A 15,039-nucleotide genomic window follows, 5' to 3' on the forward strand; every position below is an offset into this window, starting at 1 on the left:
ATCCCCCTTCGGCCGGCTATCCGGTCGCAAGGGGGATTCTCCATTTATTTTATTGCTTCAACAAAGATAAGAACTCGGCTCGAGAAGCCGGGTCTTTGCGGAACAAGCCGCGCACGGCCGACGTCACCGTCTTGCTGCCGGGCTTCTTCACTCCGCGGGCGCACATGCACAGATGCTCGCCCTCCACTACGACCATGCAGCCGTGCGGCTTCAGCTCCTCCTCGATGATGTCGGCGATTTCCGATGTAATCCGCTCCTGCACCTGCAATCTGCGGGTTACCGCCTCTACGAGTCGGGCGAACTTGCTGAGTCCGGCGATGCGTCCGCTCGGAACATAGCCGATATGAATTTTGCCGAAGAAAGGCGCCATATGGTGTTCGCATTGGCTGTAATAGACGATGTCTTTGACAATGACAAGCTCTTCATGCTTCTCGTCGAACGCTACGCCCAGAATATCTTTGTAATCGGCTTCATACCCGGCGAAAATTTCCTCGTACATCCGGGTTACGCGGGCTGGAGTATCGAGCAATCCTTCCCGGTCGACATCTTCACCGATCAAACGCAATATTTCGCGGATATGACCTTCTACCAACGCCCGATTTTCCGCGACTCGGGTGTTTTTATACTCTTTGGCCGGCATGCTTGTTACCCTCCTCATACGCCTCGCCCTCATGCGAAGCTACTCTGCCATTACCTTGCATGAATCTGTCGGTCGCTCATGTATGCTGGATAAAATAAAATACGCAACATCATTGCATGGCCCCGCTTACGGGGCCGTTTGATTATCTTTTTCCGGTCTTGCGCGCGAAGTTTTGGTTTTTCATCATTTGCTGCGCTTTTTGCAATTGCTGCTTGTTCATGTTGTACCCCATTTTTTTAGCCATTTCCTGCAGCATTTCCGGGTTGTTCTGCATGCTCTCAAGCTGCTTGCGCAAATAATAAACACCGGCGAAGAAGCCGCCCACCGCTCCCGCAATTAAAGTGATAATCGGAATGATATAGTTCCACATCGCTGCTTGTTCACCTCGTTAAGGAAGTTATCATTGTATCATAATAGCAAATACTAAGCTTACATACAAATAGGTTTTTCTAGCATTCCTTCTAGCTAAACGATCACATTGTCGATAAAGACCGTCGTATGCTGAGCTAGATCGATTTCCTTCACGTCCAAGTCCCGTTCGGACCAGTCCGATTGGATGACGCGGACGACGGGGCGTCCCGGAAGTCCCCTGTGCTGGCCGACGACGACGGCCGTTTCCCGGGTCGACAATCTGACCGAAGCTCCTGTAGGGTAGACGGACACCGTACGCAAAAAGTGGATCACGATGTCCCGGTCAAGCTGGCTGCCGGCCAGCGCCATAATATGCTCGCAAGCCTCGTGCGGCTGCATCCGGCGTCCCGTGGACAAATTAAACAGCAGATTGTCATACCGATCGGCTACTGCCGTGATTTTGGCGTAAAGATGAATCTGCTCGCCGGGAATGCGTCTCGGCAGCCCCTCGCCGTCGATTCGCTCGTGATGTTGAAGCGCTACGTGCGCGATGAGCAGGCTCAGCTCGCGCTTATTTTTGAGCAGTTCGAATCCGCGCCACGTATGATGCTTGCGCAGATCGTCCGATTCATCGTCGACGAGCGCATCGATTTTGCCGATGTCGTGCAGCAGCGCGCCGATCGCAAGCTCTCTGAGCTGATTCATGGGCAGTCCCATATGAATGCCGACCATGACCGACATCATGCAAACGTTCATAGCGTGGACGTACATCTCGTTGTCTTCCGTCCGTATATCCGATAGCTGGACGAGCACTTCCTTATTCTTCATGATCTCTTCCAGCAAATTGTCGATACTGCCGTTAATGCTGCGCGTATTAAGCTCCTTGCCCGAACGAATCGTCTCGAACGTCTCGCCCATCCGCTGCATGACGGCCCGTTTCGTCTCTTCGGGCACGACGTCGGCGATTTCCACGTCTTCAAACTGCGGATCTTTAATATAAATCATCGTAACGCCGATTCGTTTGAGCGTCGTAATCATATAGACGGTCAACTGCACGTTCTCGGAGAGCAGAATCGCCCCTTTACCGGAAAAAATCGTCCGTCCCAAAAATTGCCCCGGCTCGACGTTATCAATATGAATATGTCTCACATGCGTCCTCCGCCCTATTCAAATCATTATGCTGCCTTCAAGCCGCAGTAAAAAGGTCTTGACGTCAAGTCCACCGCCATAACCGACCATCGCTCCGTCCGCTCCGATCACGCGGTGGCACGGTACGATCACCGGAACCGGGTTGCGGTTATTCGCGCCGCCGACAGCGCGCACCGCCTTCTCGGACCCGATGGCTCGGCCTATGTCTTTGTACGAGCATATGCCCCCGTAAGGAATGTCCGTCAGCGCATGCCATACTTTCGTCTGGAAGGGTGTACCCCGCAGATCGAGCAGCAGATCGAAGACTTGGCGTTCGCCTCGGAAATACTCCGTTAACTGCGCTTCGGCCGCCGCGAGCGCCTCCCGGCCGGGAACCCACTCCCGCGTGCCGAGCCAGCGCTCCGACCATTCACGCAGTCCAGCCTTCGCATCCGCCCAACGGCCGAATTCGACCCGGCATAAGCCTTCCGCGGCAGCGCCGAGCACTAACGGCCCGATCGGCGTTTCCATCTCAATGTACTTTATCGTCCTCTCTTGCATAAGCCTTCTCCAGCTCCTTCCTGACTACGGCGTCGTGCTCGCGGTCTCTCGCCGCCTCTATCGCTTCCAGCGCCTGCGGGCCTCCGATGCGCCCCAGCGCCCACGCCGCGGCGGCGCGGATCTCCGGCCGCTCGTCCCGCGCCAGCAGCCGTGAAAGCTGAGGCACCGCGTCCTTGTCCTTGAAATGCCCCAGCGCCAGTATGGCGTTGCGCTGAATCGGCTTCTTGCCGCGCCAGGAGGCGGCGCTGGAGCCGAACCGCTCTTTGAACTCGCGGTTGCTCAGTTCAAGCAGCGGCAGCAGAAGCGGCTTGGCCTGCTCGGGATCGGGCTGAAGCTCCGGCTGATGCGTCCAGTTCTTGCCCCTATTTTTCGGGCACACAATCTGGCACGTATCGCATCCGTACAGACGGTTGCCGATCTTCTCCTTCATCGTATCGTCTTCGATATGACCCTTCGTCTGCGTAATGAACGAAATGCAGAGCTGCGCGTTCAGCTGCCCCGGACCGACTAACGCACCGGTCGGACAGGCGTCGATGCAGATCGTACAATCGCCGCAGCTTTCGGTCACCGGCGTATCCGCCGGCAGCGGGAGGTTCGTAATCATCTCCCCGAGATACACCCAGGAGCCGAACTCGGGCGTAATAATCGAGCAGTTTTTCCCGCTCCAACCGATCCCCGACCGTTCGGCGACCGCCCGATCGACCAGCACTCCCGTGTCGACCATGCTCTCCATCCGCGCTTGAGGCACCCGGCGTCTGATCCATTCCTCCAGCCGCTGCAGCCTGTCGCGCAGCACATGATGGTAATCCATGCCCCATGCGGATCGGGACAATATGCCCCGGTACGCTCCCGGCTCGGAGCGCGGCGAATAAGGAAGCTTCGACGGATACGCCACCGCGATGGAAATAATCGAACGCGGCCCTGCGAAGCTGAGCGACGGATCGGTTCGTTTATCGATATCCGGTTCCTCGAATCCCGACTCGTAGCCTTTCTCGCGATGCTTCAGCAAAATATGTTTAAGCTCGGTGAAAGGCTCCGCACTCGCTATCCCGATCTTGTCGATGCCAAGCTCCGCGGCCGCTTCCTTCATATCCGCCTTAAGCTTTAGCCAATCGATTCCGTCGCATTCTACCGCGCCGCTGTGCATCTGTCTCACCTGCCTTATTTTTGACCCCTAAGCCTCATTAACCGTCCTGCGCTTTATAATGCTCTCCACTTGGAGATAGGCCACACGATCCATTCCGCGCGGCCTTCCAGCTTATCGACGGAGACCGTGCCGAAGCTGCGGCTGTCGTAGCTGGCATGACGATGTCGGTTATCCCCCATCACGAACACATGCCCGGGCTCTACCGTATAGGGCTCGAACCGTCCGTCTTCGATCGGCGAATCCGTATAGCTTTCATTGCTTTCTTCCCCGTTCACATACAGCTTGCCTTGACGAATATAAACCTCGTCTCCGGCCAAGGCGACGACCCGTTTCACGAGATAGGGCGAGTCGGCGTCGCTCCCCGCCGGTTCCTTGACGACAACGACGTCTCCCCTTCGCGGACCTCCGAGCACCCGGAACGTTTTATTAATGAACAGCCACTCCCCCTCCTCGATCGTCGGCTGCATGGAGGAGCCTTTCACCGTGGATAGATGGAAGCCGTACTGATGAAGCAGCAGGACGATGAAGAGCGCGATAACGACCGATTTCATCCAATCCCACACTTCGGCCAAAAAGCTTGTGGAGCTATCGGCGTCCACCGGCTCGCCGGCCAGCCCGCGGCTCAGCTTCTTCTGAGAGAACAATCCCATCCTACGCCTCCGTTCCCTGACCTTTCCACTTTTCCCAATGACGGTAATAATCATGCACCCATTCGTCGTGAAACGGCGCCTTCCCCCGCTCGATCCGCTGAAGCAAATCGCTTAATCCCTGTTTGACTTTGGCATCGACGATGGACGAGTAATGATAACAAATCTTATGTCTTTCATACTCCTCCTGATCGACGACATGCACGGAGCCGCCGGGCATCCGGATCACGTCCAGATCGTAATCGATATACGTAATGACCTTCCCGTTCACATAAGGGGGAGATGCGACGTTGCAGTAGTAACGCACGCCGGACTCTTCCAGCAGCGCGACTACGTTAAACCATTGCTTCGGTATAAAAAAAGAGACTCCCGGAATCCGGCTTACCCATTCCTTCCCGTCCGCTTCGATAATCTTCGTTTGGCTGTTGATCAGAACCATCATCGCCTCGGCTTTATGCACCTCTTGCAGCAGCGGTTCGGGCACCATGCCGTTCTCCATCCATGTGCGGTGCAGATGTCCGTCATGCTTGAAGCTTTTTATGATATAGGAAGTAAACGTCATCGCCATGAAGTCCAAACCCTTCTATAATAACGTACGGTCGGCCGATGCCCGGCCAATCGGGCGGCGCATCGGATGTTCGCCATAAAAGCAATCTTTTTCTTAGCATAAACTTATGTTCGGCCGCTTTCAAGAGCATTCCCCCGAAAAACGGCAAATTGTTCGACGATTCGCCCGTTTTGGGCGCCACGCTCGAAATGGTACAAAAAAAGCATAGCCTGCGCTTTTCGCAAAATGGCTATGCCGGTTCGTTGCTTTCAAATGATAATCGATGCGGCTTCTCCGCTAGAGGTCAGCCGTTGACGATGCTTAAGCGATGCGTGGTTCGAAAGAAATCCTCGGCTTGGTAGCCCGCCGATTCGTACACCGGTAAAATCGTTTCATTATGTACGTCTACCGTAATCATAATACGACGCACTTTTCTTTGAACGAACCGCTGCCTCATGGATTCAATCAAAGATTTGCCGATGCCTCTTCGCTGATATTCCGAACTGACGGCGATACGGTAATAATATCCGTTGTGATTGTCAATGGTTCCTACGATAACTCCAACGATTTGGTCATTCTCGACGGCGACAAGCACCAATTCGCTATCCCATGAAAGCTGTCTTGCAAAAGCTTCCATAGTTTCCTCATAACAGGCTTCTGTCAAAACATCTTCGAACAGCTTGGTAACGGAAACGTAATCGGACAATTGAAAGGAACGAACAAGCATCTTTGAACTCTCCCCGCGGCTTGGATTGGTAAATTATAAAATACGACAAATCTTGCGGAAATCCTGCTAATTTTCGAAAAAAACTCAAAAAAACTTCATAAAATATTAAAATATGAGTGAAAGCGCTATTTTTTAAGCGTTTTCATAGCAATTGCTCTCATTTTGTCGTTCCGGAGCACAGCAAAAAGACACCCGCCGCCGTAAAAACGGGAGGTGTCTCTATGGGACCCGGCAGTTGTTTCGCCGGGCTTTGGTCCAATTAGCGAACGCCGAGCAAAATTTCCATCGTCAGTTGATCCAGTCTTTCGTAGTTGATGCCTTCGGCACCGACTGTCGCGCGATCGATCTGGTAGCCCTTCAACGCTCGGATGCTTTCTGCCGAGAATTTGAAATCGAAGCCCGGCAGCTCGAGCTTCTTGCCGTTGATCTCCTGAAGCAGCGCCTGAATTTCCTTGTCTTCATTAAAACGTTTGACTTTGTCCTTCAGGATCAGGTAAGTTCTCATGTTGCCTTTGGCAAATTCGATAACGCCGTTGCGGTCTTCGGTACGCAGCGCGTGCGCGTCGAAGTGCAGCATGCCTTGATAGCTATAGTCTTCCAGCAGCTTGACGAGGAAGAACGCTTCCTTGACGCCGTCGGAGCCGAAGCGCAAGTCTTGATCAAAGCGGCCCATCTTCTGGTCGTTCAAGTCGATGTGGAACAGCTTGCCGGCATCCAGCGCCTGCGCTACCGCATGATAGAAATTCAGGCCGGCCATCCGTTCGTGAGCAACCTCGGGGTTCACCCCTACCATCTCGGGATGTTCGAGAGTCGAGATCAAGCCGAGCATCGCTCCGGTCGTCGGCATATAAATATCGGCGCGCGGCTCGTTCGGCTTCGCCTCCAGCGCGAATCGGAAGCCGTATTTTTGCGAAATATTGTATTCGCACAAGAAGTTGATCGCTTCTCTGTAACGCTTGGTCGCTTCGACCGCATCTTTCCCCGCATCGACCTCGGAGCCCTCGCGGCCGCCCCAAAGCACGAAGGTTTGCGCTCCGAGTTCAGCGCCGAGATCCATCGCCTGGATCGTCTTCTGAATCGCGTAAGCGCGTACACGAGGATCGTTCGATGTGAACCCGCCGTCTTTGAAAACCGGATCGGTGAACAAGCTGACCGTCACCATCGGCACCTTCAGTCCCGTCTCGTTCAACGCGCCGCGGAATTCGTTTACAATCCGCTCTCTTTCCGCTGCCGTCGCATCGATCGGCACCAGGTCGTTATCATGCAGGGTGACGCCGTATGCGCCTAACTCAGCAAGCATGTGAACGGATTCAACCGGGGCGAACCCTTCGCGAACCGGCAAGCCGAACGGGTCGCGGCCCGGGTTGCCTACGGTCCACAGTCCGAATGTAAAACGATCTTCTTTTTTAGGAATAAATGAATTGCTCATCAAGACACCTCCGCATATACTTTGTTTATTTGGTAAACTATGTATCTGAGAATTAGTTTATCACTGATCGCGCAAAAATAAAAGACCTTCTCGGATCATTTCCGCGCATTTTTTTGGGTTTTCCCAAAGCCGAAGGCATCCCCGGTTCCACCCCCGCGGACGCGCATAAAATCCATGCCTCCGAGAAATGATAATGCAGGAAAAAATATCAACCGGCGAAAGGAGGAAAAGTCATGCCAAGTCAGGAGGTCCGCAGGATTCACGAGCTGAACGATATTAAAGCCGAAGCTTGGACGGAAGAAGAGCTGCATTACCATCAACGTGTCATGAGCGATTTGTCCCCTTGGCTGAATGCCCAGGGAACGGCGATGCTGAGCCAAATTATTCAGGAAATTCAGCGGCGCGATTAAAACGCACACTTTTTATACATACATGTTGATTTTATTTCGAAAATAGAGGATAATAAGTACTGGAATTCGAAATTACATATTCTTAGGAGGTATTTACGAATGGCACATCAATTACCAGCACTGCCTTATGCAAACAACGCGTTGGAACCGCATATCGATGAAACTACGATGATGATTCACCACGATCGTCACCACAACACTTACGTAACCAACTTGAACGCAGCGTTGGAAGGTCATGCCGATCTTCAAGCCAAATCCCTTGAAGACCTGATCGCTAACCTGGACAGTGTACCTGAAGCCATCCGTACGGCTGTTCGCAACAATGGCGGCGGACATGCCAACCACTCCCTGTTCTGGGAAATTATCGGACCTAACGGCGGCGGCGCTCCTACAGGCAAACTGGCTGACGCTATCAACAGCGAGCTGGGCGGCTTCGATAAATTCAAAGAAGACTTCGCTAAAGCGGCTACTACCCGTTTCGGCAGCGGCTGGGCTTGGCTCTCCGTAACTCCACAAGGCAAATTGGTTGTCAGCAGCACTCCTAACCAAGACAGCCCGATCATGGAAGGCAACACTCCTATCCTTGGCTTGGACGTTTGGGAGCATGCTTACTACTTGAAATATCAAAACAAACGCCCTGACTACATCGGCGCGTTCTGGAACGTTGTGAACTGGGCTGAAGTAGGCAAACGCTACGAAGCTGCAGCAAAATAAGAGCCGTTATCTGCGGAGGGGAGCCTGATCGGGCTCCTCTCTTTTTCATGGCTAGGGTCCCGGTATGCCTGATGACAATTTGTTCAATTTTGGTAAACTTTCGTAGCATTTTTTAAATAGATATGAAATAATAAAAACCAAACCGATTGTCGATGCATTAAGCCCCGCCAGGCCTTAACGGTCAAGCTCGCAACCGAGCCCGCGAATCTACTAACCGAATATAGAGGTGGTATAAAGGTCGATGAGACTACTCCCTATCTCCATGGTGCAGCCCGGCATGCGGATCGGTAAATCCATTGTGTCCGAAGAGGGGCAAACGATGCTCCGCTACCACTCCGAGCTTACCCAGCCTGATATTCGCAAATTAAAGCTTATGGGCTACCAGCATTTGTTCATTGAGGATGAACGGACCGAAGATATCCGAATCGCTGACGCTCTGAACGAAGATACCATAACGGCCGTCCGGCTCCATCTGATGCCTGCGTTCCAGCGGCTTCAGCAATCGGGCGATTGGAACAGCGGCGATATGCGCTCCTTATCGAAAGCCGCCCTGAAGAGCATGGAGCTGATCCTTGACGATCTGTCCGAGCAGTACCGGCATTCGCCCGAGGAAGATACGATTCTGCTGATGCATATGAACCGAAGCAGCTTATCGGTCGTTGACCAGTTGTGCCGCAACGCCTTGAACGTCTGCGTCTACGCGACCCGTATCGGCCTTCTGGAGGGTTACGGACAAGAGCAGCTTTACGCGCTCGGTCTCGGCGCCATGCTGCATGATATCGGCAATACGCAAGTATCCCCGAAGCTGCTGCTCAAAACAGGCCCCCTTACACCGCTCGAATATGAAGAAATTCAAAAACATACGGAGTACGGCTATAAAATCGTCAAGGATGCTCCGGGCATTCCGCTCTTATCCGCACATTGCGCTCTGCAGCATCACGAAAAAATCAACGGCAGCGGCTATCCGGCCGGACTCACCGAAGCAGGCATTCATCCGTTCGCCCAATGGGTCGGGCTGCTGGACGCTTACGATGCGATGACCAATCCGCGTCCTTACCGTCCTGCCTTCCCGCCGGATCATGCTCTGGAAAATCTTTTCACAAGAGCGGGAACGCTGTATGATAGAGATAAGGTGGACTTTTTCCGCGACAAAGTGGCTATATACCCTGTCGGGCTAAGCGTCCGCCTGAGCACGGGACAGATCGGCATTGTGGCGAAGCACAATCCCGGGTTCAAGCAAAGGCCGGTCGTTCGCATTTTGACCAATGAGCAGGGTGACGATTTGAGCGAGCCCGTCGAACTCGACTTATCCCGTCATCTAAGCATCATGATCTACCGTATAGGGGAAGACGCATTGGTACATTAGGATTAAGAAAAGAGATGAGCAACAGATGCAGAATATTGTTCTTTTATTGAAAGAAGTACCTATATTTGAGCATTTATCCGCAAGCGAGCTGGAATCGATTGCTCCTCTTTTTGCGGAGCGGCATTATAAGAAAAATACGGTTTTATTCCATGAGGGCGATTCGGGCAACGAATTTTTCATCATTGAAACCGGCGTCGTCAAAATTTACCGGATGGACTATACGAAGGAAGTCATTTTAAGTTTGTTCCGGGAAGGCGATTATTTCGGGGAGATGTCGCTTCTGGAGACGGGGATGACCCGCTCCGCTACCGTGGAAACATTGGCCTCGACGACCATGTACACGCTCAAGCGATCCGATTTCATCGAATTTCTCGAAAAGTCGCCCAAACTGAGCCTCAAGCTGCTGCAGGTCACTATGGAGCGGCTGCGCAAAGCCAACGAGCAAATCTACGATCTGACCTTCCTTGACGTGCGCACGCGCACGATTAAGGTGATTGCCCGGCTGGCGGAGGAGCATGGCGTGTCCAAACAGAGCGGAGTGACGATCGCCATGAAGCTGACGCATCAGCAGCTCGCCAATATGGCCGGAACGGTGCGGGAATCCGTCACCAAGGTGCTGCAGGAGCTTCAAGAAGACGGAATCATTACCATCGATAAGAAAATGATTAATATCAAGAGCATGAGCGCTCTGAAGGAACGGATTATTTAAATGCCGAAAAAAGAAGCCCGGTTCTCCGTCCAACCGATCGTTGGCGCCAAGAAAACCGGGCTGTTTGGTGTGCCGAGGAAGAGCTGCAGGCTAGTTAAAAGTAATGCTGCTGATACTGCCTCCGGCCTTCGACCAAGCGGTATGGTTGAACCCCGCGCTGACCGTACTTACAGAAATATACACTTTCCCGGTGAATGGCGCGGAGAGAGAATGAGTCGGGGCTGTAATATTACCTAACCTTGTGCCGCTTATGTTTCGTTCATATCGGATTGGGTTGTCAAGGTTGACTGTCAGCCGGCCTGAATCGTTATTGTCCGCATCGTCGGACGGGGTATCCCATGTGGCATCCAATATGTAATCCCCGGAACCGTCCGGATTTCTCAGGTAAATGCTTAAGGAGACGGTGTGCCAATCGCCCATATCGTCATAGCAGCTAGTATAAAAATCGTAATCGAATGAAATGGAACTGACATTTTGAACATCAATGACCGTGTCCGAGCTGGAGGCGCCGTAAAAGCTGTTGTCATACTGCCCGTTCGTGGTGAAGCCGACCTCGGTCCAACCGTCGCTTACGCTGGCGTACCCATAAGGCTCATCTGCCCACGCACTATTATTCCAGACAATAGGGCCGACCACCGGAGCGCTCGCAAAGGCGGATTGAACCGTTACCAGAAAGAAGCATAAAACCAGAAACACGCTAACTGTTTTTTTGAATTTCACAAAGCCTTCCTCCTCAATCATAGTGAATAAAAGCTAGATTCATGATACGGCTGGCCAGCCATTTCACATTATCACACAAAGATTTATGGAAGAATATAGGTCATAAGATCCCAAATTTTTCAATATAATCCACAAAGAGGTCAGCTCCATTCCAAACATAAAACGGCAAAATGCCCCAGTCCGAAGTTGCGAACTATGGCCTTTTGCCGTTTGTATTTGAAAGAAATTATAAGGAGAAGTATCGCTTCAAAATTTTAAGGAATACGTTCGGAAAAGCATACTGCTCCATCGTATCCCGGTTCACCCATTGGTAATGGGAAGGCAGCAGCATACCCGTGCCGGACGGAACAACCGACGGCTCCAGACTACAGGTTACGACCTGCATATCCCAATGGATGTGACTGAACGTATGCTCGGCATGCATAAAACCTTGTCCTGGGCGAATGCCGATCGTCTCCAGCGCGAGCTGCTCCGTCAGCACGGAGATCGAAGCAGGCACACCGGACGCATCCGCATAGCCGAACGGCACCTCCACATGCGGCAGCTCCCACATCCGGGCAAGCAAGCCTTCCTGCGGACGCTGCCGGATCAAGATATGGCCTTCCTGCGGCCCGCTTCCTTCGATCAGCGCGGCGATCCGGTATTCCGGGCGCGGAGGCTTGGCCTTCTTCTTCACCGGCAGCTCCTCCTCCATCCCCATCTCCCTCGCGGCGCAATGCTCCATCACCGGACAGGTCAGGCAATGCGGGGAACGCGGCGTACAGACCATCGCCCCGAGCTCCATCAAGCCTTGATTGAAGTCACCTGCCGCCCCTTCGGGAATCAGCTCCTTGGCGAGCTTTTCCATGATCCCTCTTGTGCCGATCTTCATAATATCTTCTTCGATCAGAAAATAACGCGACAGCACCCGCATCACATTGCCGTCAACCGCGGGCTCCGGCTTATTATACGCGATGCTCAGCACGGCTCCGGCCGTATAGGGGCCGACGCCCTTGAGCGTCGAAATCTCCTTCAGCGTGTCCGGCACAACTCCGCCGTAGCGCTCCTGTACTTCCCTTACCGCCCCCTGCAGGTTGCGGGCTCTCGAATAATAGCCTAGCCCTTCCCACAGCTTCAGCACTTCCTCCTCCGGTGCGTTAGCCAGCGCTTCCATCGTCGGAAAACGCTCGGTGAACCGGTGAAAGTACGGGATGACCGTATCGACCCGCGTTTGCTGGAGCATAACTTCCGAAATCCATATATGATAAGGGTTGCGGCTGCGGCGCCACGGCAAATCGCGGCGGTGCTTGCGGTACCAGGCAAGTAAATGCTCGGAAAAAAACTGTTTTTTCTCATTTGTATCCATGAGGTCTCCTTCTAGTAAAGAACGATATGATATAATGAATGGCGATTGAATCCATCGGAGGAGTGAAAAATATGTTAACTCCCGGTGAATTGGCGGCACGACTGAACAAGCTGGTCATCTCCATTCTTCTTGTCGGCCATCAAAAATGCAGCCCCGAGTGGCATCAGCTGCCTCGATCGATCCGGCACAATTCGGTCTGGCTCATCATCAAAGGCAAGGGCTCGTTCACCATTAACGGGAAGCACTATCCGGCGGAGCCCGGAAAGCTGTTCTGCTTCAGTCCCGGCATGATCGTCGAGCGGACGACCGATCCCGAACAGCCGCTAGAGTACTACTTCCTCCGTTTTCATTATACGGAAACTTACGAAGAGAAGGAACAGTGGATTTATCGCAATGCTGCGGAAACCGCCTTCCCGCTCGAAGGGATGTACACGGTCAACAATACGCCGCAGCTGATCTATTTGTTCGAGCAGCTCGACATTTTGTGGAAGCGCAGAGGGCATATGACCGCCATGCGGCGCAAAATACTGCTCCTGGAGCTGTTCCTTACGCTGATCCAAGACTTCCGCGCCCAGAAAATCGCGGGGGATACGACGGCCGCCATCGAGCTGACGCAAGATTATATGATCGGCCATTACCAGGAGCCGCTAACCTTGGAAAGCCTGGCGCAGATGGCCGGGCTCAGCGTGAGCCATTATTCCCGCTTATTCAAGAAATATATCGGGTACAGCCCTATCGACTATTTGACCCATCTGCGCGTCGACCGCGCCAAGGAGCTGCTCGTGCTGTCCGATTACCGGCTGAAGCTGATCGCCAGCAGCGTCGGCTATACGGACGAATTTTATTTCAGCCGCATTTTCAAAAAGGTAACCGGGGTCTCTCCCCGCGATTACGCCAAAAAACACCGGTTCTCCCCTTTGATGGACTGTTAGGAGCCCGTTGTCGGATTTCAATCCGTTCGGCGATGGGAGCCGTCCGAGACGACGCTCCAACCGCGGTTTTGCAAAGTTTGACAACATTCGGCGAAAAGTGTACGCTACCCCTGAATGAAGAATGACACGGATGACATAGGGGAGGATTTCGGATGAACATGCTTTATAAAGGACTCGGCTGGGCTTCCGTACTGCTGCTGGCAGGGGCGATCGCCGGATGCGGAGGAGCCGCCAAACAGAGCGGCGAGCCCTTCGGCGGCGCCGGCAAAAATGCCTCATCCGCGCAAGGGGATCAACTGGCAAGCGCGCCGGAGCAGGCGCAGGCGCTATATAAACAAAACTGCATGTCTTGTCACGGCAACAATCTGGAAGGGAAAGTCGGCCCCGATTCCAATCTGCAAAAAATCGGCGCCAAGCTGACCAAGGAACAGATCACCAGCCAAATTCTGAACGGCGGCGGCGGCATGCCCGCTCTCAGCTCCAAGGTCAAACCGGAGGAAGCGGAAGTTTTGGCCGAATGGCTTGCCGGAAAAAAATAACGTTCCCCCGTTCCCGCCCAATTCCCGCGGCTTTCTTGCCGCAGCGGATATATGACCCGATGCAAACGGCATAACGAAGATGCACTGCTCATGATCCAACGGAATTTTAAAAATTCCGTTCTTTTTTTTGCAACATTTATCCAAGCATCTTCGTTTGTAAGGGTGGAAACAACAATTTGGGAATCGGGGGAATATCATGAAATCCACTGTAAAAAGCAAGATTATCGTCGGAGTCGCTGCAATCACTTTGCTTACCGGATTGACCTACTTTACAACCGCATACCCGTCAGGAGTCGCTCCGGCCTACGCCGCCCAGGAAGACGCGAGAAACAGCATTTCCGTCAGCGGTCAAGGCGAGATCAAGATTACGCCGGACGTAGCCTACATCAGCCTCGGTGTAGTAACCAAAGCCGATACGGCCAACGAAGCGCAAGCGAAAAATGCGGAAAGCTTCCAGAAGCTGACGTCCATGCTGTTCGATACGTATAAGCTGGACCAGAAGGACGTGAAGACCTCCTCGTTCCAGGTGCAGCCGGTGTACAACTACACCGATAAAGAACCGGTCATTACCGGCTATTCCGCATCGCAAACCGTTCAGGTCACTTACCGGGATATCGATAAAATCGGCACCTTCCTCGACGCCGCATCGGGTGCAGGCGCAAATCAAATTAACGGCATCCAATTCGATACGGAGAAGCGGCAGGATTATGAAATTCAAGCGATCGACTCCGCTATGAAGAATGCCGAAGTGAAAGCCAAAGCGATTGCCAAGACGGCCGGCAAAGAGCTCAAAGGCATTATGAATGTCGCCGAAGGCGGCACATCGGGCTGGCCGGTGGTTCGTCAGTACAGCCCGATGATGATGAAGGCGGATATGGCTTCTTCCGCAGCCGGAACCAGCATCTCCCCCGGAGAACTGACGATTACGACCAGCGTTACGGTCCAATACGAGTTTTAATCGGGCTTGCAGCAAGTAGTAAGCGGTAATCGACAGGATGCGAGTAGGGTAAGACGGGGGATTACTCCCCCGGACTCCCCGCCAAACCGTGCAAGCGGATTTCCCGCACACGGCTTTCCTTCGTCAGTTCCCCATCTTCAGGAGTGAGCCGTCTTCCTCCGTCGCCGGA

Annotated in this window: 18 protein-coding genes; 7 read left to right on the forward strand and 11 right to left on the reverse strand. The window is 53.2% G+C overall.

What is annotated here, in order from left to right; translation table 11 throughout:
- Positions 1–49: 49 nt before the first annotated feature.
- The 9 genes from folE to xylA all read right to left on the reverse strand — a co-directional run bounded on the left by folE (position 50) and on the right by xylA (position 7,177).
- On the reverse strand, positions 50–640 hold the full coding sequence (folE, locus tag N0M98_RS31470) for a GTP cyclohydrolase I FolE (protein WP_249866002.1): 591 nt from the start codon (positions 638–640) through the stop codon (positions 50–52).
- 142 nt (positions 641–782) lie between these two features.
- A complete protein-coding gene (locus N0M98_RS31475; RefSeq protein WP_249866003.1) occupies positions 783–1,010 on the reverse strand; it encodes a YneF family protein in 228 nt (75 codons plus the stop codon).
- A 95-nt stretch (positions 1,011–1,105) separates the two neighbouring features.
- Positions 1,106–2,140 (reverse strand): HD-GYP domain-containing protein, encoded by a 1,035-nt coding sequence (locus N0M98_RS31480; protein ID WP_249866004.1) that lies wholly within the window; start codon positions 2,138–2,140, stop codon positions 1,106–1,108.
- A gap of 18 nt (positions 2,141–2,158) precedes the next feature.
- Entirely contained in the window at positions 2,159–2,680 is a 522-nt protein-coding gene (locus N0M98_RS31485; RefSeq protein WP_259620246.1) for a methylated-DNA--[protein]-cysteine S-methyltransferase, read from the reverse strand.
- Positions 2,652–3,827 carry a tRNA epoxyqueuosine(34) reductase QueG gene (gene queG / locus N0M98_RS31490; protein WP_259620255.1) on the reverse strand — a complete coding sequence of 392 codons (1,176 nt, stop codon included), beginning with the start codon at positions 3,825–3,827 and terminating at the stop codon, positions 2,652–2,654. The genes N0M98_RS31485 and queG overlap by 29 nt, the downstream gene beginning before the upstream one ends.
- A gap of 53 nt (positions 3,828–3,880) precedes the next feature.
- Positions 3,881–4,477, reverse strand: a complete 597-nt coding sequence (gene lepB, locus N0M98_RS31495) for a signal peptidase I (RefSeq protein WP_259620247.1) — start codon at positions 4,475–4,477, stop codon at positions 3,881–3,883.
- A gap of 1 nt (position 4,478) precedes the next feature.
- Positions 4,479–5,042: a DUF402 domain-containing protein gene (locus N0M98_RS31500; protein WP_259620248.1), complete on the reverse strand. Its 564-nt coding sequence runs from the start codon at positions 5,040–5,042 to the stop codon at positions 4,479–4,481.
- Between the two features lie 283 nt (positions 5,043–5,325).
- Positions 5,326–5,748, reverse strand: coding sequence for a GNAT family N-acetyltransferase (locus N0M98_RS31505; protein ID WP_249866008.1), 423 nt, complete (start codon positions 5,746–5,748; stop codon positions 5,326–5,328).
- A 259-nt stretch (positions 5,749–6,007) separates the two neighbouring features.
- Positions 6,008–7,177 carry a xylose isomerase gene (gene xylA, locus N0M98_RS31510; protein WP_259620249.1) on the reverse strand — a complete coding sequence of 390 codons (1,170 nt, stop codon included), beginning with the start codon at positions 7,175–7,177 and terminating at the stop codon, positions 6,008–6,010.
- 233 nt (positions 7,178–7,410) lie between these two features.
- Here xylA and yfhS point away from each other — a divergent pair, with 233 nt between their 5' ends.
- From yfhS to N0M98_RS31530, 4 genes are all read left to right on the forward strand, one after another.
- Positions 7,411–7,587 (forward strand): mother cell protein YfhS, encoded by a 177-nt coding sequence (gene yfhS / locus N0M98_RS31515; RefSeq protein ID WP_249866010.1) that lies wholly within the window; start codon positions 7,411–7,413, stop codon positions 7,585–7,587.
- Between the two features lie 99 nt (positions 7,588–7,686).
- Positions 7,687–8,301: a superoxide dismutase gene (locus N0M98_RS31520; RefSeq protein ID WP_249866011.1), complete on the forward strand. Its 615-nt coding sequence runs from the start codon at positions 7,687–7,689 to the stop codon at positions 8,299–8,301.
- A gap of 241 nt (positions 8,302–8,542) precedes the next feature.
- Positions 8,543–9,667 carry an HD-GYP domain-containing protein gene (locus tag N0M98_RS31525; protein ID WP_259620250.1) on the forward strand — a complete coding sequence of 375 codons (1,125 nt, stop codon included), beginning with the start codon at positions 8,543–8,545 and terminating at the stop codon, positions 9,665–9,667.
- A gap of 25 nt (positions 9,668–9,692) precedes the next feature.
- Entirely contained in the window at positions 9,693–10,376 is a 684-nt protein-coding gene (locus N0M98_RS31530) for a Crp/Fnr family transcriptional regulator (protein ID WP_259620251.1), read from the forward strand.
- A gap of 90 nt (positions 10,377–10,466) precedes the next feature.
- On the opposite strand, the gene N0M98_RS31535 is transcribed toward N0M98_RS31530, so the two are convergent.
- Together N0M98_RS31535 and mutY are read right to left on the reverse strand one after the other, a co-directional pair.
- Positions 10,467–11,096, reverse strand: a complete 630-nt coding sequence (locus N0M98_RS31535) for a hypothetical protein (protein ID WP_259620252.1) — start codon at positions 11,094–11,096, stop codon at positions 10,467–10,469.
- A 226-nt stretch (positions 11,097–11,322) separates the two neighbouring features.
- Positions 11,323–12,441 (reverse strand): A/G-specific adenine glycosylase, encoded by a 1,119-nt coding sequence (gene mutY / locus N0M98_RS31540; RefSeq protein ID WP_249866015.1) that lies wholly within the window; start codon positions 12,439–12,441, stop codon positions 11,323–11,325.
- Positions 12,442–12,512: 71 nt separating this feature from the next.
- Here mutY and N0M98_RS31545 point away from each other — a divergent pair, with 71 nt between their 5' ends.
- The 3 genes from N0M98_RS31545 (at position 12,513) to N0M98_RS31555 (ending at position 14,870) form a co-directional block, all read left to right on the forward strand.
- On the forward strand, positions 12,513–13,373 hold the full coding sequence (locus N0M98_RS31545) for an AraC family transcriptional regulator (RefSeq protein WP_249866016.1): 861 nt from the start codon (positions 12,513–12,515) through the stop codon (positions 13,371–13,373).
- Between the two features lie 152 nt (positions 13,374–13,525).
- Entirely contained in the window at positions 13,526–13,912 is a 387-nt protein-coding gene (locus tag N0M98_RS31550) for a c-type cytochrome (RefSeq protein ID WP_259620253.1), read from the forward strand.
- Between the two features lie 196 nt (positions 13,913–14,108).
- Entirely contained in the window at positions 14,109–14,870 is a 762-nt protein-coding gene (locus tag N0M98_RS31555) for an SIMPL domain-containing protein (protein ID WP_259620254.1), read from the forward strand.
- Positions 14,871–15,039: the final 169 nt, after the last annotated feature.

The organism is Paenibacillus doosanensis, assembly GCF_025060755.1.
Taxonomy (GTDB): domain Bacteria; phylum Bacillota; class Bacilli; order Paenibacillales; family NBRC-103111; genus Paenibacillus_S; species Paenibacillus_S doosanensis.